This is a genomic window from Bradyrhizobium sp. MI1.3 (assembly GCF_055811695.1).
Window position 1 is genome coordinate 1 of record NZ_JBVVPQ010000084.1, and the last position, 19,585, is coordinate 19,585.

Here is a 19,585-nt window from a genome sequence, read left to right on the forward strand (position 1 = left end):
TCTCCCACAAGGGGAGAGGGTTAGCAGAGTGCATCTGCATCGAAGGCCCTACGCCGCTGACGTCAGCCGTTGCAGGAATTGCGTCACCTCGCGCCGGAGCGTCTCGACCTCGCCATGGACGCGTTCGGAGGCGCTGTTGACGCGGCTCGCCACACGGCCCGTGTCGGCGGCGGCTTCGCTGATGCCGGTGACGTTGGAGGACATTTGCGAGGTACCGGCCGAGGCTTCCTGGACGTTGCGGGCGATCTCACGGGTGGCGAGACCCTGCTGCTCGATCGAGGTCGCGATCGAGGCGGTGATGCCGTTGATCTCGGTGATGGTCTGCGCGATCGCCTCGACGGCGGCGACCGAATTGGTGGTCGATTGCTGCATCTCGCCGACCTTGGCGCTGATCTCCTCGGTCGCCTTCGCGGTCTGGTTGGCGAGGCTCTTGACCTCGGATGCGACCACGGCGAAGCCGCGGCCGGCCTCGCCTGCCCGCGCGGCCTCGATGGTGGCGTTGAGCGCCAAGAGATTGGTCTGCTCGGCGATCTCGCTGATCAGCTTGACCACGTCGCCAATCCGCATCGCTGCATCCGCAAGCATGCGAATCTCGCTGCCGGCACGATTGGCTTCGTTCACCGCCCGCCCCGTGCTCGTGGTCGAACCGGCCACCTGCCGGCTGATCTCGGCGATCGATGATGCGAGCTGCTCTGCGGCGCTGGCGACGGTGGCGACGTTGCGCGAGGCCTGGTCGGACGCACTGAGCACGCCGGACGTCTGTCGGCTGGTCTTCTCGGCCGCCGCCGCCATCTGGCCGGCGTCGGATTCGAGATCGGTTGCCGCGCCCATCAGAGTGCCGGCGACCTGGTCGAGATGGGTGCCGAACTGCTTTGCGAGGTCCGCGATCTCGACCACGCGACGGCCGAGGCTGTCGGTGCCGGAATTGATGACGGTGGCTGAACGGCGGAACGAGCCGGGTAATCCGTGCGCGAGGATCTTGCGGAAATATTTACCGCGGCTTGCATAGTCCATCGACGCAGAAGCTTCCCGCAAATAGGCATCGGTAATGTCGAGCATGTCGTTGACCGACTTCTGAATGGCGCCGATCCGTCCGGCCTGGCGGATGCTGAGGATGCGCGCCTCGAGGTCGCCACCTGCGGCCTTGCGGCACACGCCTGCCACCTCGTCGACGGCCACCGCCGTGCGGTGCTGGCACCAGACGGCATAGACGAGCAGCACGACCGTGACGCCAAGCAACGCCGCGCCGGAAACTCCGGTCGTACCGGCGAGCGAGAGCACGAACGCGACGACGGCAAGAACGGATGCGAGCGCGGTCGCTCCCTGCGCCTTAGAGAGAGAGCACAAATTCATCGTAACCGACACCCTGTTGCTTGAGCAGCCCGACCATCGCCTCGAAGCTCGCATGCATGCCGTCCTTGGCATTGGCATGCCGCGCCTCTTCCGCGCACAGCGCCTTGTAGATCGGCTTGATACGCTCGATCTGCGCGGGATCGGGTCTGCGACGGTTGGAGTGATAGCCGACGATATCGCCACGCTCATCGAATGTCGGCGTGACGTGGGCGAACACCCAGTAATGGCTGCCGTCCTTCGCGAGGTTGACGACGTAGGCGAAGATCTCCTGCCTGGACTGGAGCGTGTCCCACAGCAGCTTGAAGACGGAGCGTGGCATCTCGGGGTGGCGGATCAGGCTGTGGGGGGCGCCCATCAGCTCCTTCCAGGAGTACTGCGCCATACGGATGAAGACATCGTTGGCGTAGGTGATGCGGCCCTTGAGGTCGGTCTTCGACACGATCAGCTCCTCCTCTCCGAGGAGATTTTCCACGCCGGTCGGCCGTATCGCACGCGTCATCGTTGACGAATCCTCACGAAGGGCGAACGCTCCAAATGAGTGGAGCTCGCATCCTCCCAGGGATTACGGCAGAAGATGTTAATCAGGTGTGACCGCGGGAACCCCCGTGATCACTTGACGGCTCCGTATCATTACTTAGGAGCATCGCTTGTAGTGTCGGGCTACCGCCGGCGCGCAACAACGAGGTTACATCGTCGCGCCCAGCACCCATGGCGCGAACTCGGCGCCGCCGAAATCAAAACTCTCGCTCTTGGTCGGCTGTCCGGACGCGGTCTTGAGGATGAGATCGAAAATGCGCTGGCCGCACTGCTGGACGCTCTCCTCGCCTTCGAGGATGGTGCCGCAATTGACGTCCATGTCCTCTTCCATGCGCTTATACATGGGCGTGTTGGTGGCGAGCTTGATCGAGGGCGCCGGCTTGCAGCCGAACACGCTGCCGCGGCCCGTGGTGAAGCAGACGAGGTTGGCGCCGCCGGCGACCTGTCCGGTCGCGGCAACGGGATCGTAGCCGGGCGTGTCCATGAACACGAAACCCTTCTTGGTGATGGGTTCGGCGTAGCGCAGCACTTCGACGAGATTGGTGGTGCCGGCCTTCGCCATCGCGCCGAGCGACTTCTCCAAAATGGTGGTGAGACCGCCGGCCTTGTTGCCCGGGCTTGGATTGGCGTTCATCTCGGCGCCTTCGCGCGTCGTGTATTCGTCCCACCAGCGCATGAGATCGACCAGCTTCTCGCCGACCTCGCGGCTGACGGCGCGGCGCGTCAGCAGATGCTCGGCACCATAGGTCTCCGGCGTCTCCGACAGGATCACGGTGCCGCCGTGACGCACGATGAGATCGCTGGCCGCGCCCAGCGCCGGATTGGCGGAGACACCGGAATAGCCATCCGATCCGCCGCATTGCAGCGCCACGGTCAATTCGCGCACCGGTACGGATTCGCGCTTGACCTTGTTGGACTCCGCGAGCGCCTCGCGCACGAACGCGATGCCCGCCTCCACCGTCTTGCGGGTGCCGCCGACCTCCTGGATGTCCATCGCGCGCAGACGGCCGGCGAGCTTCTGCTCTTCCATCAGGCCGCCGATCTGGTTCACCTCGCAGCCGAGGCCGAGCACGATGACGTGGGAGAAGTTCACGTGCCGCGCATAGCCGCCGAGCGTACGGCGGAGCAGCGCTAGCGGCTCGTTCTGCGTCATGCCGCAGCCGGTCTTGTGGGTCAGCGCGACCACGCCGTCGACATTCGGGAAGTCGGCCAGCGGATTGTCGCCGGTGAACGGATTTTTCTTGAACACGTCGGCGACGAGGCTTGCGACATGCGCGCTGCAATTCACCGATGTGAGGATGCCGATATAGTTGCGCGTGGCGACGCGGCCGTCCGGACGGCGGATGCCTTCGAAGCTCGCCGGCAGATCGAAATTCGGCGTCGGCTTGACGTCGGCGCAATAGGCATAGTCCTTGGCAAAATCGCCCATGCCGCAATTCTGCACGTGCACGTGCTGGCCCGGCGCGATCGGCACCGTCGCAAACCCGATGATCTGGCCATACCGTATCACCGGCTCGCCGACTGCGATCGGCTTGATCGCGACCTTGTGGCCGGAAGGAATGCGCTCGACCGTGGTCACGCCGTCGGCCACCGATGTTCCCGGCGGCAGGCTTGCGCGCGCGATCAGCACGCCATCATCGGGATGCAGGCGAATGACGGGGCTGATGGTCATGGGATGTCTCCTGTATCGAAACTATCATGCCCCGGACGCAGCGCAGCCTGAAACGGTGCGCTGCTGAGCCGGGGCCCCAGTTGTTTACGTAATGTGCTTCACTGGCTTCTGGGTCCCGGCTCTGCGGAGCGGCGCTACGCGCCGCACCGCGTCCGGGACACAGAGAGAGATCAGGCCTTGCCGCCGGAATCCTTCCGGGTGGCGTTGACCTGCATCTTGGCGTAGGTCGTCATCAGACCGACCTCGTTCGACAGCGTCACCAGCTTGAAGCCCATGTTGATGGCGCGCGCGGCACCTTCGGCGCCGCTGCAATGGATGCCGGGGTTGAGGCCGCGCTTGCCGCACTCCTTGACGATCTTCTCGTAGATCGCGAGGATTTCGGGCTCGGTGCGATCGAGTTTCGGCTCGAGGCCGTAGGAGAAGCCGAGGTCGGACGGGCCGATATAGACGCCGTCGATGCCTTCGACGTCGAAGATCGCTTCCATGTTCTCGACCGCGGTCCTGGTCTCCATCATCGGCAGCAGCACGATGTCGTCGTTGGCCGTCTTCTGGTAGGAGCCCGCGGTGCCGTACATGCCGGCGCGAATCGGTCCGTTGGAGCGCACGCCCTTCGGCGGGTACTTGGAATAGGACACGAGGTTCCTGGCTTCCTGCGGCGTGTTGACCATCGGGCAGATCACGCCATAGGCGCCGCCATCGAGCACCTTGCCGATGATGCCGGGCTCGTTCCAGGGCACGCGGACCATCGGCGTGATCGGGTGCTTGTCCATCGCCTGGAAGCACTGCACCATCGACAGATAATCCTGCACGCCGTGCTGCATGTCGACGGTGACGCTGTCGAAGCCGCATTGCGCGATCATCTCGGCCGAGAAGCCGGAGGGAATCGCGAGCCACGCGTTGACCACGGCCTTGCCCGACTTCCAGATTTCCTTGACCTTGTTCGCCACGTTGCCTTCCTTCTTTGTTTTGGACCTTCGTCACCATGACGAGCGCCGCGACAGCACGATGCCGTTATTAGCGCGATCCCGACCGCCGCGCTACGCTCGCGATGGCGCAAGGTGTCACTGGCAAAGGCGGCGCAATCCGTTCCGGCGCGCCGATTTTGCAGCGATCGGCTTGAGCGGCACTTGAGCGAAAAAATGCGGCGATGTCCATGATTGTTGCCGCGCGCTCGCGCATATCTGCTTTCACTCCTCGGCACTTGCCTCCTCGCTTGCGCCGAGCCCTGCGAGACTCTGTTCGAGTTCGCCGAGCATCTCCTGCAACTCGACGAGCTTGCGTGCGCCGAAGCGTCGCGTGATCTCCGCATAGATCGCTTCGGAGGACGGCGCCACCGAGGCCATCAGCTTCACGCCTTTTTCCGAGATCGAAACCATGCTGCGGCGCTGGTCCGCCTTCGCGGTCTTGCGCTCGATCAGGCTGCGCGCCTCCAGATCGCGCAGGATGCGCGACAGGCTCGGTCCGAGCAGGAACGCCGTGCGCGCGAGTTCCGTGACCTCGACCGTGTCGATTGCCGCGAGCGCGCGCAGAATGCGCCATTGCTGCTCGGTCAGGCCATGCTCACGCAACGAGGGACGGAATTGCCGCATCACCGCTTCGCGTGCCCGCAGCAACGACATCGGCAGCGAGCGCGAGAAGTCGCGCATCGGCACCTGCCGCACGGCGGGCTCGCTTCCGTTCGCGGGATCAGCCGGTCTCTTCGTCATGACGCCCTTTCAAGCCGCGAAACGTTTGCAGTGCAGCAAGCCAAATTGTGTTTGACGCATTCACTTAACATGTTAAGTATCTTCCGGCACCACGATCTGTAAGATTACACATGGCGCTTTCAAACGACGATATCCGAGCTTGCGCGAACCGTCTGCACCAGGCGGAGAAGACCCGTACGCAGATCCGGCAGCTCTCGCAGGACTTCCCCGACATCAGCATCGCTGACGCCTACGCGATTCAGAAGGCTTGGGTCGATATCAAGATCGCCGAGAGGCGCATCGTCAGGGGACACAAGATCGGCCTGACCTCGAAGGCGATGCAGAGCGCGCTTGGGATCAACGAGCCGGATTCCGGCGTGTTGCTCGACGACATGTTCTTTGCCGATGGTGGCCTCGTCCCGACGGAGCGCTTCATCGCGACGCGCGTGGAAGCCGAGCTCGCCTTCGTCATGAGCAAGCGCCTCGCGGGCCCCGACTGCACGCTATTCGACGTGCTCAACGCCACCGACTTCGTGGTGCCGGCGCTGGAGATTCTGGACACGCGGATCGAGCGCGTCGATCCTCAGACCAAGGCGACGCGAAAGATCTTCGACACCATCGCCGACAACGCGGCGAACGCCGGCATCGTGCTCGGCGGACGGCCGATCCGCCCGCTGGATGCTGATCTGCGCTGGATCGGCGCGCTCTGTTTCAAGAATGGTCAGCTCGAAGAGACTGGCCTTGCCGCCGGCGTGCTCAATCATCCCGCAACGGCCGTTGCCTGGCTCGCCAACAAGATCGCACCGCTCGGCCTTGCGCTCGAGCCCGGACAAATCGTGCTCGCGGGCTCCTTCATCCGTCCGATCGAGACCCGCAAGGGCGACACAATTCAGGCCGATTATGGCGCCTACGGCTCGGTGAGCTGCTACTTCGCCTGACGAACAAGTAAAGACAGGGAGTGAAACCGCGATGCCGCATTTCACGATCGAATATTCGGCCAATCTCGACGACCGCCTCGACATCGGCGCGGCGTGCGAGGTGGTGCGCAAGGCGGCGGTCGAGACCGGCATCTTCCCGCTCGGGGGCATCCGCGTCCGCGCCGTCAGATGCGAGCATTATGCGATTGCGGACGCGCGGCAGGACTACGGCTTTCTCGACATGGTGCTGCGCATCGGCGAAGGCCGTGACCTCAAGACCCGCAAGGAGGCCGGCGAACAAATCTTCCAGGCGCTCTCCCGCCATCTCGATTCCGTCTTCGCAAGCTCGAAATTCGCGCTCTCGTTCGACATGCAGATCAACGACAAGGACACGAGCTGGAAGCGCAACAACATCCACGACGCCCTGAAAGCGGAGGCCGCCCATGGATAAGACCACGCCGAAAGCCGATGTATTCCAGGCCAACCGCGACCGGGTCGCGCCGCTGCTGAAGTCTCTGCGTGCCGACGGTATCGGCCACATGATCGACGGCAAGATCGTGCCGTCGATCTCGGGCGAGACCTTCGAGACGAAATCGCCGGTCGACGGCGCCACGCTCGCGAGCGTCGCCCGCGGCAATGCCGAGGACGTCGATCGCGCCGCCACCGCTGCCGCCCTCGCCTTCAAATCCTGGCGCGACATGGGCCCAGCGATGCGGAAGAAGCTGCTGCATCGCGTCGCCGACGCCATCGAGGACAATGCCGAGGACATCGCGGTGCTCGAATGCATCGACACCGGCCAGGCCTATCGCTTCATGGCCAAGGCTGCGATCCGCGCCGCCGAGAACTTCCGCTTCTTTGCCGATCGATGCGGCGAGGCGCGCGACGGCAAGAACACGCCGAGCGACGAGCATTGGAACGTCTCGACCCGCGTGCCGATTGGGCCGGTCGGCGTCATCACGCCGTGGAATACGCCGTTCATGCTCTCGACCTGGAAGATCGCGCCTGCCCTCGCGGCGGGATGCACCGTCGTGCACAAGCCGGCGGAGTGGTCGCCGATCACGGCGGCTATTCTCGCGAAGCTCGTCAAGGAAGCCGGCGTGCCCGACGGCGTGCTCAACACCGTCCACGGTTTTGGCGAAGAGGCCGGCAAGGCGCTGACCGAGCATCCTGCCATCAAGGCGATCGGCTTCGTCGGCGAAAGCTCGACGGGATCCGCGATCATGATTCAGGGCGCGCCGACCTTGAAGCGCGTGCATTTCGAGCTCGGCGGCAAGAACCCCGTGATCGTGTTCGACGACGCCGACCTCGACCGCGCGCTCGATGCCGTCGTGTTCATGATCTACTCGCTCAACGGCGAGCGCTGCACGTCGTCGAGCCGCCTGCTGATCCAGGCCGGCATCGCCGAAAAGTTCATCGAGAAGCTGACCGCGCGGGTAAGAGCCCTGAAGGTCGGCCATCCCCTCGATCCCGCCACCGAGATCGGCCCGCTGATTCATGAGCGGCATCTGGCGAAGGTCTGCTCCTATTTCGACGTCGCACGCCAGGACGGCGCGACGATTGCCGTGGGCGGCAAGGCCTATGACGGCCCGGGCGGCGGACATTATGTCGAGCCGACTTTGGTGACCGGCGCACACGGCAAGATGCGCGTGGCGCAGGAAGAGGTGTTCGGCCCCTTCCTCACCGTGCTGCCCTTCAAGGACGAAGCAGACGCGATCGAGATCGCCAACGACATTCGCTACGGCCTGACCGGCTATGTCTGGACCAACGATGTCGGCCGCGCGTTGCGTGTCGCGGATGCGCTGGAGGCCGGCATGATCTGGCTGAACTCGGAAAACGTCCGCCATTTGCCGACGCCGTTCGGCGGCATGAAGGCTTCAGGCATCGGCCGCGACGGCGGCGACTATTCGTTCGACTTCTACATGGAAACCAAGCACGTCTCGCTGGCGCGGGGCACGCACAAGATTCAGAAGCTGGGAATTTAACTGCCATTCCGGGGCGGCTCGAAGAGCCGAACCCGGAATCCATCGCGCAGCAGAGTTAGTGGAAGAATGGATTCCGGGCTCGCGCTCCGCGCCCCGGAATGACAAGGGCCGAGAGGGGAAACGCAATGCCCGTACCGCAACATATCTTCGAGCCGCCGTTCAACATCATCCGCTCCAGCCACGCCGTGCTGGACGTGACCGATCTGAAGCTCAGCCGCGAGTTCTATGAAAGCGTTGTCGGCCTGCATGTCGAGGACGCCGACGACAAGGTCGTCTATTTGCGCGCCGCTGAGGAACATCAGCATCACTCACTGGTGTTGCGCAAGGCGGCGGCGCCTGCCTGCAACCGGCTCGGTTTCAAGGTCGGCAATGACGGGGATCTGGACAAGGCCGCAAAGTTCCTGTCCGAGAACGGCCTGGGCTACGCCTTCGCCGATCAGCCCTTCCAGGGCCGGACGCTGCAGTTCACCGATCCCTTCGGCTTCCAGATCGAGCTGTATGCATCGATGGAGCGGCGGCCGCATCTGCTGCGCCGCTACGACCTCTACAGGGGCTGCCATCCGCAGCGGCTCGACCATTTCAACGTTTTCGCCGCCGAAGTGCAGGACACCGTTGAATTCTATGCCCGGCTCGGCTTTCGCCTCACCGAATACGCCGAGGAGGACGGACCGAACGGGCGCATCGCCGCGGCCTGGATGCATCGCAAGGGCAATGTCCACGATTTTGCGATCACCAACGGCAAGGGCCCGCGGCTGCACCACTTCGCGTACTGGACGCCGACGGCGATGAACATCATCCATCTCTGCGACGTCATGGCCTCGCAGGGCTTCGTGAAGAACATCGAGCGTGGTCCCGGCCGCCATGGCATCTCGAATGCGTTCTTCCTCTACGTCCGTGATCCCGATGGGCACCGTCTGGAGCTCTACACCAGCGATTACTTCACCGGCGATCACGACCACGAGCCGCTGCGCTGGTCGCTGCGCGATCCGCGCCGCCAGACATTGTGGGGCGCGCCCGCCCCGCGCTCCTGGTTCGAGCAGGGCTCGCCGTTCTCCGGGCAAGCCGTGCGTGAGCCGAAGTTCGTGGCCGACGTGCTGGTGGCGGATTAAGCAATGACCCTCCCTCACCTCTCCACCTATTCCGTCAAGGGTGCAATCCGCTACGGCGCCGTCGTCGACGGCGGCATCGTCGATCTCTCGGCGCGCCACGGCAAAGACTATCCCACGCTGCGCGAGGTGATCGCCGCAGGAAAGCTCGCGAGCCTCGCCGAGGAGGCCGCCAGCCGCACCCCCGATCACGCGCTCGGTGACATCATCTGGCTGCCGCCGGTGCCCGCGCCGGAAAAGATCATCTGCATCGGCGTCAACTATCCCGATCGCAATGCCGAGTACAAGGACGGCCAGGACGCGCCGAAATATCCGAGCATGTTCATGCGCTCGCCGCGCTCCTTCGTCGGCCATGACACGCCGCTGGTGCGCCCGCGCGCCTCCGCGCAGCTCGACTATGAGGGCGAGATCGTGCTGGTGATCGGCAAGGCGGGCCGGCACATTCCGGAAAATTCTGCGCTCGACTACATCGCCGCGCTGACGCTCTGCAACGAAGGCTCGGTGCGCGACTGGCTGCGCCATGCCAAGTTCAATGTCACGCAGGGCAAGAACTTCGATTCCAGCGGCAGCCTCGGCCCGTGGCTGGTGCCCTACGCACAGGAATCGCAGATCGCCGACATTCGCCTCACCACGCATGTCAATGGCGAGCTGCGGCAGGACGACCGTACCAGCCGGCTGATGTTTCCGTTCCGCTATCTCATCAGCTATATCTCGACCTTCGCAACGCTCGTTCCCGGCGATATCATCATCACGGGCACGCCGACCGGCGCCGGGGCACGGTTCGATCCGCCGCGTTATCTGAAGCCCGGCGATGTCGTCGAGGTCGAAGCCGAGGGCATTGGAAAATTACGCAACGGCGTCGTCGACGAAGCCTGAACAATGATTGAAATGGAATAGTGCCATGACCACCCTCACCGGCGGCGAAGCAATCGTAAGCGGCCTTGTCGCCCATGGCGTCGACACCGTGTTCGGCCTGCCCGGCGCGCAGGTCTACGGCCTGTTCGACGCCTTCCACCAGGCCCAGCTCAAGGTGATCGGCGCGCGGCACGAGCAGGCCTGCGGCTACATGGCGTTCGGCTATGCGCGCTCCAGCGGCAGGCCCGGCGTGTTCAGCGTGGTGCCCGGCCCCGGCGTGCTCAACGCCAGCGCGGCACTGCTCACCGCCTTCGGCTGCAACGAGCCGGTGCTATGCGTCACCGGCCAGGTGCCGACGCAATTTCTCGGCAAGGGCCGCGGCCATCTGCACGAGATGCCGGACCAGCTCGCGACCTTGCGCACCTATGTGAAATGGGCGGACCGCATCGAATATCCCGGCAACGCGCCAACCACGGTTGCGCGCGCCTTCCAGGAGATGACGTCCGGACGGCGCGGCCCCGCCTCGGTCGAGATGCCCTGGGACGTCTTCACCCAGCGCGCGGACACGGCCGCCGCACAGGTGCTGGATCCCTTGCCCGCGCCGCGGCCCGATCCTGATATGATCAAGCAGGCGGCCGCGCTGATCAGGAACAGCAAGGCGCCGATGATCTTCGTCGGCAGCGGCGCGATCGAAGCGCGCGAGGAGATTCTCGAACTCGCCGAGATGATCGACGCCCCCGTCGTCGCCTTCCGCAGCGGCCGCGGCATCGTCTCCAATGCGCATGAGCTTGGACTGACGATGGCGGCGGCCTACAAGCTGTGGCCGACGACCGATTTGATGATCGCGATCGGCACGCGCGCCGAGCTGCCGGCGTCGGGCTTCCGCTGGCCGTATCAGCCGAAGGGGCTGAAATCCATTCGTGTCGACATCGATCCGGCCGAGATGCGCCGGCTTGCCTCCGATGTCGCTATCGTCGCCGACGCCAAAGCCGGCACGGCCGATCTCGTCACAGCCGTGAAGAAGGCCGGCTATGCGAGGACGAGCGGCCGGCGGGGAGACATCCGCGAGGCGACTGCGACGGCCCAAGCCGAGATCCAGCGCATCCAGCCGCAGATGGCCTATCTCAACATCCTGCGCGAGGTGCTGCCGGCGAACGCGATCGTGACCGATGAATTGTCCCAGTTCGGTTTCGCCTCCTGGTACGGCTTCCCGATCTACGAGCCGCGCACCTTCATCACATCAGGCTATCAGGGCACGCTCGGCTCGGGCTTCCCCACCGCGCTCGGGGCCAAGGTCGCCAATCCCGACAAGCCGGTGGTGGCGATCACCGGCGACGGCGGCTTCATGTTCGGCGTGCAGGAGCTTGCCACCGCCGTGCAGTTCAACATCGGCGTGGTGACGCTGGTGTTCAACAACAACGCCTACGGCAATGTCCGCCGCGACCAGCGCGAACGTTTTGACGGCCGCGTGGTGGCGTCCGATCTGGTCAACCCGGATTTCGTCAAGCTCGCGGAGTCCTTTGGCGTCGCGGCTGCACGCGTCACCGCGCCGGACCAGTTCAAGGCGGCGATGGAGACGGCGCTGGCCCATGGCGGGCCGTATCTGATCTCGGTGGAAGTGACGCGGGATTCGGAAGTCAGCCCGTGGGCGTTCATTCACCCGCCGAAGCCGTGATGACGATCCTCATGGTGAGGAGGCGCGTGAGCGCCGTCTCGAACCATGAAGGCCCCGCTGCTGCAGCTCGGCCTTCATCCTTCGAGACGCGCGCCAACAGGCGCGCTCCTCAGGATGAGGAGATCGACTAGCGCGTCCTGCGAAAGGTCAAATTGACCCGCGTCCGCCCGAGCAGCGCATGCTCGCCATCGGCGAGCGGCGCTACGCCGTGATAGGCAAGCCGTGACGGTCCGCCCCAGACTACGACATCGCCATGGACGAGCCGGAAGCGACGCGGCTTGTCGTTGCGTGCCATGCCGCCGAACAGGAACGTCGCGGGCAGGCCGAGCGAGACCGAGACGATCGGCGCCGAATAATCCAGCTCGTCCTTGTCCTGATGCAATGACAGCCGCGTGCCGGGCTCGTAGCGGTTGACGAGGCAGGCATCGGGCGCGAAGTCTTTGAAACTGCCCTGCTCGGCCGCACGGCCGGCGAGATCACGCAGCACGGACGGCATGGCGGGCCATGGCGCACCGGTTTTCGGGTCGATCGGATCATAGCGGTAACCGGTATGATCGGTGATCCAGCCGCGCTCGCCGCAATTGGTCATGGCGACCGACATCAAATGACCGCCGGGCGTGGTCATGCGGCGGAACGGCGACTGCGCCACGATGGCGCGCACGGCTTCGATCAACTCGCTTTCGATCGGCTTGACGAAGCCGCGCAACAGCACGGCGCCGTCGGCGATCTCCTCGCGCGACGGCTGGGCTTCGGCGACGCTATCGAACAAATCCGCCATCAGCGGCAGCGCTTATTTGGCATCGTGAAAGATCACACCCAGCGTGTGGCGCTGGCCAGAGCGAATCCGGCTGACGCCATGGCGGAGATTAACGCGGTAGGTGCCGCGTGTCCCCTGCACCGGACGGTGATGCACAGCGAAGGCGACCGCGTCGCCCTGCGCGAGCGGAACCACCTCGGCACGGGACTGCATGCGCGGGCGCTGCTCGGTCAGCACGAACTCGCCGCCGGCAAAATCGCGGCCGGGCTCGGACAAGAGGATCGCGACCTGCAGCGGGAACACGTGCTCGCCATAGAGATCCTGATGCAGGCAGTTGAAATCGCCGGCTTCATATTGCAGCAGCAGCGGCGTCGGCCGCGCCTGCCCTGCCTGGTGGCAGCGCTTCAGGAACGCTGCGTGTTCGGCGGGGTAGCGGATGTCGATTCCCATCGCCTCGTTCCAGCGATTGGCGACGCCCTGGAGATGCGCGTAGAGCGCCGGGCGCAATTGCGCGATCAGGTCGGGCAGCGGGTAGGAGAAATATTTGTACTCGCCGCGGCCAAAGCCGTGGCGGCCCATGACGATGCGGCTGCGGAAGTTGGCGTCGTCGGGATAGAGCGCGGCGACGGCGCGGCATTGGTCCGGCGTGAGCAGGCCCTTCAGGACAGCGCAGCCGTGCGTGTCGAGTTCGGCGGTGATCTGGGGCCAGTCGAGGGTATCGACATGGGCGGCGGGGTCGGCTGCCGCAGATTGACGCGATTTGCGTGCTGTAGCTGTCATGGCTCTGATCTTCGCAGGACCGCCCCGTCCTCTACCACCCGATTTCCGACTCTCGCCCCCGTCATTGCGAGCGCAGCGAAGCAATCCAGAATCCCTCCGCGGAACCAGTCTGGATTGCTTCGTCGCAAGAGCTCCTCGCAATGACAGTGCGGAGAGACCTTAGCCCCTCACCGGCAGCGTCACCACGTCGTAGCCGTGCTTGATCGTCCGCCTCAGCACGGGATCTTCCAGCTCGAAATCGAAACGGTCGGCGGGGCGGATACCGCCTTTCGCCGCAAACGTACCGCCGAACATGGCGCACCCGTCGGGGAATTTTCCACCCTCGAAACCGCGCGCGATCAGGTCGACGACCGGCAGCATCGCGTCCAGCGTGCCCTCCTGGTAGAGCACGCGCTCGCCCTTGATGGTGGCCCAGGAGCGCAGGATCATCCTGTCCCAATGGCCGATGACGTCCTCGAGCTCCCACAGCGTTGAGGAGATCGGCTTGTCGCACATCTGCTTGGACACCGTGACGTTGTAGGCCTCGACCTTGCGGTCGGTGTGGTCGGAGCCGCAGCCGACGAAAATGCGACCCTGCCAGCCGATCAGCACGAACTCGACCTCGCCGCTGGAATCGCCGCCAGTGCACTCGATGCTGTCTTCCATTGTCAGGCGCCGCGCCGAGGCGCGATAGTAGATCGGCGTCGAGGCTGGCGGGGCGATACCCATCTCCTGCAGCTCGGCAATGTGCTTGTCGCGCGCGACCGGATCGCGGCCGGTCCAGCCGGCGATGACCATCTGGTCGATCGCCAGCGTCAGCGGCGTGGTGGTGTCCTGGGCGTCGACGGTGAAAGTCAGGTCAAACACGAATTACGGCCTCCATGCCGGCAGCAAGCTCGAAGATACGGCGGTCCGATCCGCCCGCGCCCGCCAGCATCAGGCCGACCGGAATCTCGCCCTCGCGATGCGCAGGCAGCGAGATGGCGCAGCCGTCGATCATGTTGATCAGGGTGCAATTGCGGAGCGCCCGCAGGTTTTCCCTGGTGAACGCCTTGTCGTCGGCAAGATCCGCAATTTTCGGCGGCGTGTTGGCGGTGGTCGGCAGCACCAGCGCGTCATAGGGAGCGATGCGCGCATTGACGCGGGCGATCAGCGAGCGGCGCTCGTTGAGAAGATCGATGTAGTCCGCCGCGCTCTGCGCCTCGCCGCGCATGATGCGCACGGAGACTCTGGGATCGTAGACGTCGCCCTTGGACGTGAGGAGGTAGCGATGCCAGGCATAGCTTTCGGAAGCCGCAAAGCCGCCCTTGGCGTTCATCGGTCCGATGTCGTGGAATTCGGCCATCTCGATGCGCTCGATGATCGCACCGTGATCGGCAAGGGTCTTGAGCGCCCGCTCAAATGTCCCGGCCACTGCCGCATCGAGGTCGTCGAGCGCGATCGTGGTCGGCACCGCCAGCCGCATGCCCTTGACCGGGCGAGGCTTCAGCGGGGCGATCGGCTCGTTGGCGAGCACGGCGTCGAGAATGGCACAGCAACTGACCGATCGTGCCAGCGGCCCGATGCTGTCGAGCGAGAACGACAGCGGCACAGCCCCATCGAGCGGCACGCGCCGCTGCGTCGGCTTGTAGCCGACGATGCCGTTATAGGCCGCCGGAATCCGGCAGGAGCCGCCGGTGTCGGTGCCGAGCGCGCCATGCGCCATGCCGTCGAGCACAGAGACCGCGGCACCCGAAGACGAACCGCCGGGCACGTGGCCCTCGGCCCGGTTCCAGGCGCCCTTTGGCGTGCCGTAATGCGGATTGATGCCGATGCCGGAATAGGCGAACTCGGTCATGTTGGTGCGCCCGATCACGACGAAGCCGGCCTTGCGCAGCCGCGCCACCGTGGGGGCATCCTGTTCGGCCGGCGAGGAATCGTCGAGCGCGCGGGAGCCGGCGCGCGTCACCTGGCCCTTGATGTCGAAGAGATCCTTGATCGAGACCGGGATACCGGCGTAGCGCGAGGGCGCCGCCTTCACCTTGCGCAAACCGTCCATCGCATCCGCCGCCACAAGCGCGGCATCCTTGTCGACATGGATGAAGGCACGCTGCCCCTCGCCGGCCGGATCGGCGATTTTGGCGATGCAAGCCTCGACCAGCTTGCGGGAGGTGGTGCGGCCGCTTTCGAGGTCTTCGGCGAGCTTCTTCAGTGTCGAAAAATCGGGCATGTCTGTCTCACGGAATATTTGCGCGCAATGTATAGCGCTGCCTCACTTCGACACAAGCATTGTGCGCATGATGGCATGCATGCGCATTGCTGGACCGTTGACGCGCCATGGTCGATTGTCGCATCAAGATCGCAACAGCCGGGCTTAGCTTGGCCTTGGGAGGACCTGCCGAGATGGCCGAACCGCAGCGCGCGCGACCGAAACCGACGCCCGAGACCCAGCATTTCTGGGACGGCACCAAGGCGGGTGAGTTGCGCCTGCAGCGCTGCGACGCCTGCGCGCATGTCTATTTCCCGCCACGCCCGTTCTGCCCGTCCTGCGCCTCGCGCAAGGTCAGCATCTTCAAGGCGAGCGGCAAGGGCTTTCTCTACAGCTACGTGATCAACCACCGTCCCGCCGCGCCCGGCTTCACGCCGCCTTACGCGATCGCGGTAGTCGAGCTCGACGAGGGTCCGCGGATGATGAGCAACATCATCGACTGCCCGCAGACACCGGAGGCGCTCGAGCTCGACATGAAACTCGAGGTCGCCTTCGAGGCGCTCGACGATAAGGTCACCCTCCCCGTATTCCGTCCGGCGAAGGGATAGGCCATGCGCAGCGACCAGGTTGCCGTCGTCGGCGCGGCCGAGACCACCGAGCTCGGTGTCATCCCCAACGCCTCGCAGCTCCAGCTTCACGCGGATGCGGCGCTCAATGCTATCGCCGATGCCGGCCTGAAGCTGTCGGACATCGACGGTTTCGCCACCGCGGTCGAAACGCCGCAGCAGGTCTGTCACTATCTCGGCATCAAGCCGACCTGGGTGGACGGCACCTCAGTCGGCGGCTGCTCGTTCATGCTGCATGTCCGCCATGCCGCCGCGGCGATCGAGGCCGGCCTCTGCAAGACGGTGCTGATCACCCATGCCGAGAGCGGCAAGTCGATGATCGGCAAGGCACCGCGTTCGATCCCCGCCGACAGCCTGCAAGGCCAGTTCGAGGCGCCGTTCGGCGTCTATGGCCCCCCCAGCATGTTCCCGATCCCCGTGCTGCGCTTCATGAAGACCTACGGCATCACGCACGAGCAACTCGCCTCGGTCGCGGTGGTGCAGCGGGAATGGGCGGCGAAGAATCCGCGCGCGATGATGAAGGATCCGATCACGGTCGCGGACGTCCTCAACTCGCGCATGATCGCCTATCCGTTCCGCCTGCTGCAGTGCTGCCTCGTCACCGACGGCGGCGGCGCGTTGATCCTGACCTCGGCCGACCGCGCCAGGGATTTTCCGCGCAAGCCCGTCTACATCATGGGCACCGGCGAGAGCGTGGAGACGCCGATGGTCAGCCAGATGGAGACGTTCAACTCCTCGCGCGCGTTCAAGACCGCCGGTCCCCTCGCCTTCAAGGAGGCTGGTATCGCGCACAAGGACGTCGACCATCTCATGATCTACGACGCGTTTGCGCATCTACCGCTGTTCGGCCTCGGCGATCTCGGCTTCATGCCGCACGAGGAGACCGGCAAGTTCATCGCCGACGGCAACACGCGGCCAGGCGGCAAGCTGCCGCTCAACACCAATGGCGGCGGCTTGAGCTACATGCATTCGGGCATGTACGGCATGTATGCGCTTCAGGAGAGCGTGCGGCAGATGCGCGGTATTGCGCCAGCGCAGGTCGCGAATGCGAAGATTTCGGTGTGCCACGGCGTCGGCGGCATGTTCGCCGCGTCGGGCACGATCGTGTTTACGAACGAGAGGTAATGAGCTGCTCGCCTCTCCCTCTCCCCGTTCTTACGGGGAGAGGGTTGGGGTGAGGGGCTGCTTCCACACACTCGGACTCGTGGAGAGTCCCCCCTCACCCGGATCGCATCGTCGATGCGATCCGACCTCTCCCCGCAAGCGGGGCGAGGTAAGACAACAGGAGAACCCACATGACGAAATCACTGCAAGACAAGGTCATCATCGTCACCGGCGCAGGCCGCGGCATCGGGCGGGAGATCGCGCTACTCTGCGCTGGCGAGGGTGCCAAGGTCGTCGTCAACGATCCCGGCGTCGCCGCTGACGGCGCCGGCACCAGCGCCGCGCCCGCCGAGGAAGTGGTCGAGGAGATCAAGAAGCGCGGCGGCACCGCGGTTGCCAATTTCGAGTCGGTGGCCGAAGCCATCCCCGCGAGCAAGATCGTGAAGACCGCGACCGATCATTTCGGCCGGCTCGACGGCGTGGTCAACAATGCCGGCATCCTTCGCGACATGATCTTCCACAAGATGAGCGTGGAAGCGTTCGAGGCCGTCATCAAGGTGCATTTGATGGGCTCGTTCTACGTCAGCCACGCGGCGGCGCGGATCTTCCGCGAGCAGGAGTCCGGATCGTTCGTGCACTTCACCTCGACCTCCGGCCTGATCGGCAACTTTGGACAAGCCAATTACGCCGCCGCCAAGCTCGGCATCGTCGGCCTGTCGAAGTCGATCGCGCTCGACATGGGCCGCTTCAACGTCCGTTCCAACTGCGTCTCGCCGTTCGCCTGGACCCGCATGATCGGCACCATCCCGACCGAGACCGAAGCCGAGAAGGCGCGCGTCGAGAAGATCAAGCAGATGGGCCCGGAGAAGATCGCGCCGGTCTGCGCCTATCTGCTCTCCGATGCCGCCAAGGACGTCTCCGGGCAGATCTTTGGGGCACGCATGAACGAGCTGTTCCTGTTCAGCCAGAACCGTCCGCTGCGCTCGGTGCACCGGAGCGAAGGCTGGACGCCGCAGTCGATCGCGGAACATGGCATGCCGGCGCTGAAGGGATCGTTCTACAAGCTCGACCGCTCCGCCGACATCTTCCCTTGGGATCCCGTGTAAGGAATCCCGTCGGACCGCATTTGCGGCATCTCTGCCCTGCGATCTCCGGTTATCTTACTCCGGAGATCGCTCCGCTTTACGCCCGATTGCTGGCGGATCATTTCCTCCCAACACAATTTTGGGAGGAAACCATGACAAGAATACTGACCAACTCCGACGACACGACTGCAAGCAGCGGCCTCGCCCGCCGCACGCTGCTCAAGGGCGCCGCGACTGTCGCCGCGTCTGCCCTGCTCGCCTCGAACGCGGACGCCCGCGACTTCGGCGCCAATGCCGAGCCGCAGCGCTATCCCGATCCTGACATCATTGCCATCGATCCCAAGCGCTTCAAGGCCAAGGTCGGCAACACCGCGATCAAGCGGCTCTATACCGGCTGCCTGTGGGCGGAAGGGCCAGCGTGGAATGCGCAGGGGCAATATCTCGTCTGGAGCGACATCCCCGCCAACCGGCAGCTGCGCTACCTCGACGACGACGGCCATATCTCCGAGCAATTCCACAAGCCGTCGAACGAGGCCAACGGCAACTCGTTCGACACCGAGGGCCGCCAGATCAGCGCCGAGCGCACCCGCCTCGTCCGCTACGAGCATGATGGTTCGGTGACGTCGCTGGCCGAACAGGCCAACGGCAAGCCGCTCAACGGCCCGAACGACATGGTGGTGCATCCCAACGACAAGGCGATCTGGTTCACCGATCCCGGCTACGGCGCGATCAGCATCTATGAGGGCAAGCTTGCCAATACCGGCTCGCTGCAGCCGTATCAGAAGGAAGCGGTTTATCGCATTGATCCGCAGAGCGGCCAGGTCGCGAAGGTGGCCGACGAGCCGTTCAAGCCGAACGGCATCGCTTTCAGTCACGACTACAAGAAGCTCTATGTCTGCGACACCGGCATCACGCATTATCCGCAAGCCGAGAACGTGGTGTGGTCCTACGACATCGACGGGGCGAAGCTGTCGAACCCGAAGAAGCTGATCGACATGAAGCTCGACGGCAAATCAGGCTTTCCCGATGGGTTGCGGGTCGACACTGAGGGCAATATCTGGGTCGGCGCCGGCTGGGTTGGCCCCGGCTACGACGGCGTGCAGGTGTTCGCGCCGAACGACGGCGCGCGCATCGGGCAGATCCTGTTGCCCGAGACCTGCGCCAACGTTTGCTTCGGCGGCAAGAAGCGCAACCGCCTGTTCATGACCGCGAGCCAGTCGCTCTATGCGGTCTATGTGGAGACGCAGGGCGCGCATTTCTGTTGAGGCCGTGCTCTCACGACGC

The 19,585-nt window shown here is 64.6% G+C and carries 19 protein-coding genes; 10 read left to right on the forward strand and 9 right to left on the reverse strand.

Annotated elements, in window-relative coordinates:
• Positions 1-48: 48 nt before the first annotated feature.
• From AC0L3A_RS34925 to hpaR, 5 genes are all read right to left on the reverse strand, one after another.
• Positions 49-1,353: a methyl-accepting chemotaxis protein gene (locus tag AC0L3A_RS34925; RefSeq protein ID WP_007593653.1), complete on the reverse strand. Its 1,305-nt coding sequence runs from the start codon at positions 1,351-1,353 to the stop codon at positions 49-51.
• The gene (locus tag AC0L3A_RS34930; RefSeq protein ID WP_354162812.1) at positions 1,331-1,852 is read right to left on the reverse strand and encodes a PAS domain-containing protein; all 522 of its coding nucleotides are present in this window, start codon (positions 1,850-1,852) and stop codon (positions 1,331-1,333) included. The genes AC0L3A_RS34925 and AC0L3A_RS34930 overlap by 23 nt, the downstream gene beginning before the upstream one ends.
• 186 nt (positions 1,853-2,038) lie before the next feature.
• A complete protein-coding gene (locus tag AC0L3A_RS34935) occupies positions 2,039-3,562 on the reverse strand; it encodes a UxaA family hydrolase (RefSeq protein ID WP_007593654.1) in 1,524 nt (507 codons plus the stop codon).
• Between the two features lie 170 nt (positions 3,563-3,732).
• A complete protein-coding gene (locus AC0L3A_RS34940; RefSeq protein ID WP_007593655.1) occupies positions 3,733-4,509 on the reverse strand; it encodes an HpcH/HpaI aldolase family protein in 777 nt (258 codons plus the stop codon).
• A 240-nt stretch (positions 4,510-4,749) separates the two neighbouring features.
• The gene (hpaR, locus tag AC0L3A_RS34945; protein ID WP_007593660.1) at positions 4,750-5,268 is read right to left on the reverse strand and encodes a homoprotocatechuate degradation operon regulator HpaR; all 519 of its coding nucleotides are present in this window, start codon (positions 5,266-5,268) and stop codon (positions 4,750-4,752) included.
• A 110-nt stretch (positions 5,269-5,378) separates the two neighbouring features.
• Between hpaR and hpaH the strand changes: the two genes are divergently transcribed.
• The 6 genes from hpaH to AC0L3A_RS34975 all read left to right on the forward strand — a co-directional run bounded on the left by hpaH (position 5,379) and on the right by AC0L3A_RS34975 (position 11,782).
• Positions 5,379-6,185, forward strand: a complete 807-nt coding sequence (gene hpaH / locus AC0L3A_RS34950; RefSeq protein WP_219684788.1) for a 2-oxo-hept-4-ene-1,7-dioate hydratase — start codon at positions 5,379-5,381, stop codon at positions 6,183-6,185.
• 31 nt (positions 6,186-6,216) lie between these two features.
• Positions 6,217-6,615, forward strand: coding sequence for a 5-carboxymethyl-2-hydroxymuconate Delta-isomerase (locus tag AC0L3A_RS34955; RefSeq protein ID WP_007593662.1), 399 nt, complete (start codon positions 6,217-6,219; stop codon positions 6,613-6,615).
• Entirely contained in the window at positions 6,608-8,146 is a 1,539-nt protein-coding gene (hpaE, locus tag AC0L3A_RS34960; protein WP_007593663.1) for a 5-carboxymethyl-2-hydroxymuconate semialdehyde dehydrogenase, read from the forward strand. Before AC0L3A_RS34955 ends, hpaE begins: the two co-directional genes overlap by 8 nt.
• Positions 8,147-8,271: 125 nt before the next feature.
• Positions 8,272-9,255 (forward strand): 3,4-dihydroxyphenylacetate 2,3-dioxygenase, encoded by a 984-nt coding sequence (hpaD, locus tag AC0L3A_RS34965; RefSeq protein WP_007593664.1) that lies wholly within the window; start codon positions 8,272-8,274, stop codon positions 9,253-9,255.
• Between the two features lie 3 nt (positions 9,256-9,258).
• Complete coding sequence (locus AC0L3A_RS34970) at positions 9,259-10,128, forward strand: fumarylacetoacetate hydrolase family protein (protein ID WP_007593665.1); 870 nt, start codon at positions 9,259-9,261, stop codon at positions 10,126-10,128.
• 25 nt (positions 10,129-10,153) lie between these two features.
• On the forward strand, positions 10,154-11,782 hold the full coding sequence (locus AC0L3A_RS34975; RefSeq protein WP_007593667.1) for a thiamine pyrophosphate-dependent enzyme: 1,629 nt from the start codon (positions 10,154-10,156) through the stop codon (positions 11,780-11,782).
• 127 nt (positions 11,783-11,909) lie between these two features.
• On the opposite strand, the gene alkB is transcribed toward AC0L3A_RS34975, so the two are convergent.
• From alkB to AC0L3A_RS34995, 4 genes are all read right to left on the reverse strand, one after another.
• Complete coding sequence (gene alkB, locus AC0L3A_RS34980; RefSeq protein WP_198288297.1) at positions 11,910-12,563, reverse strand: DNA oxidative demethylase AlkB; 654 nt, start codon at positions 12,561-12,563, stop codon at positions 11,910-11,912.
• A 9-nt stretch (positions 12,564-12,572) separates the two neighbouring features.
• Entirely contained in the window at positions 12,573-13,319 is a 747-nt protein-coding gene (locus AC0L3A_RS34985; RefSeq protein ID WP_007593670.1) for a 2OG-Fe(II) oxygenase, read from the reverse strand.
• A gap of 159 nt (positions 13,320-13,478) precedes the next feature.
• On the reverse strand, positions 13,479-14,165 hold the full coding sequence (locus AC0L3A_RS34990; protein WP_007593672.1) for a DUF2848 domain-containing protein: 687 nt from the start codon (positions 14,163-14,165) through the stop codon (positions 13,479-13,481).
• On the reverse strand, positions 14,158-15,507 hold the full coding sequence (locus AC0L3A_RS34995; RefSeq protein WP_007593673.1) for an amidase: 1,350 nt from the start codon (positions 15,505-15,507) through the stop codon (positions 14,158-14,160). The genes AC0L3A_RS34990 and AC0L3A_RS34995 overlap by 8 nt, the downstream gene beginning before the upstream one ends.
• A 173-nt stretch (positions 15,508-15,680) precedes the next feature.
• On the opposite strand from AC0L3A_RS34995, the gene AC0L3A_RS35000 reads away from it, so the two are divergent.
• From AC0L3A_RS35000 to AC0L3A_RS35015, 4 genes are all read left to right on the forward strand, one after another.
• A complete protein-coding gene (locus tag AC0L3A_RS35000; RefSeq protein WP_007593674.1) occupies positions 15,681-16,094 on the forward strand; it encodes a Zn-ribbon domain-containing OB-fold protein in 414 nt (137 codons plus the stop codon).
• Between the two features lie 3 nt (positions 16,095-16,097).
• Positions 16,098-17,237, forward strand: coding sequence for a thiolase C-terminal domain-containing protein (locus AC0L3A_RS35005; RefSeq protein ID WP_473256081.1), 1,140 nt, complete (start codon positions 16,098-16,100; stop codon positions 17,235-17,237).
• 170 nt (positions 17,238-17,407) lie between these two features.
• Positions 17,408-18,322: an SDR family oxidoreductase gene (locus AC0L3A_RS35010; protein ID WP_007593675.1), complete on the forward strand. Its 915-nt coding sequence runs from the start codon at positions 17,408-17,410 to the stop codon at positions 18,320-18,322.
• A 131-nt stretch (positions 18,323-18,453) separates the two neighbouring features.
• Complete coding sequence (locus tag AC0L3A_RS35015) at positions 18,454-19,566, forward strand: SMP-30/gluconolactonase/LRE family protein (RefSeq protein ID WP_007593676.1); 1,113 nt, start codon at positions 18,454-18,456, stop codon at positions 19,564-19,566.
• Positions 19,567-19,585: the final 19 nt, after the last annotated feature.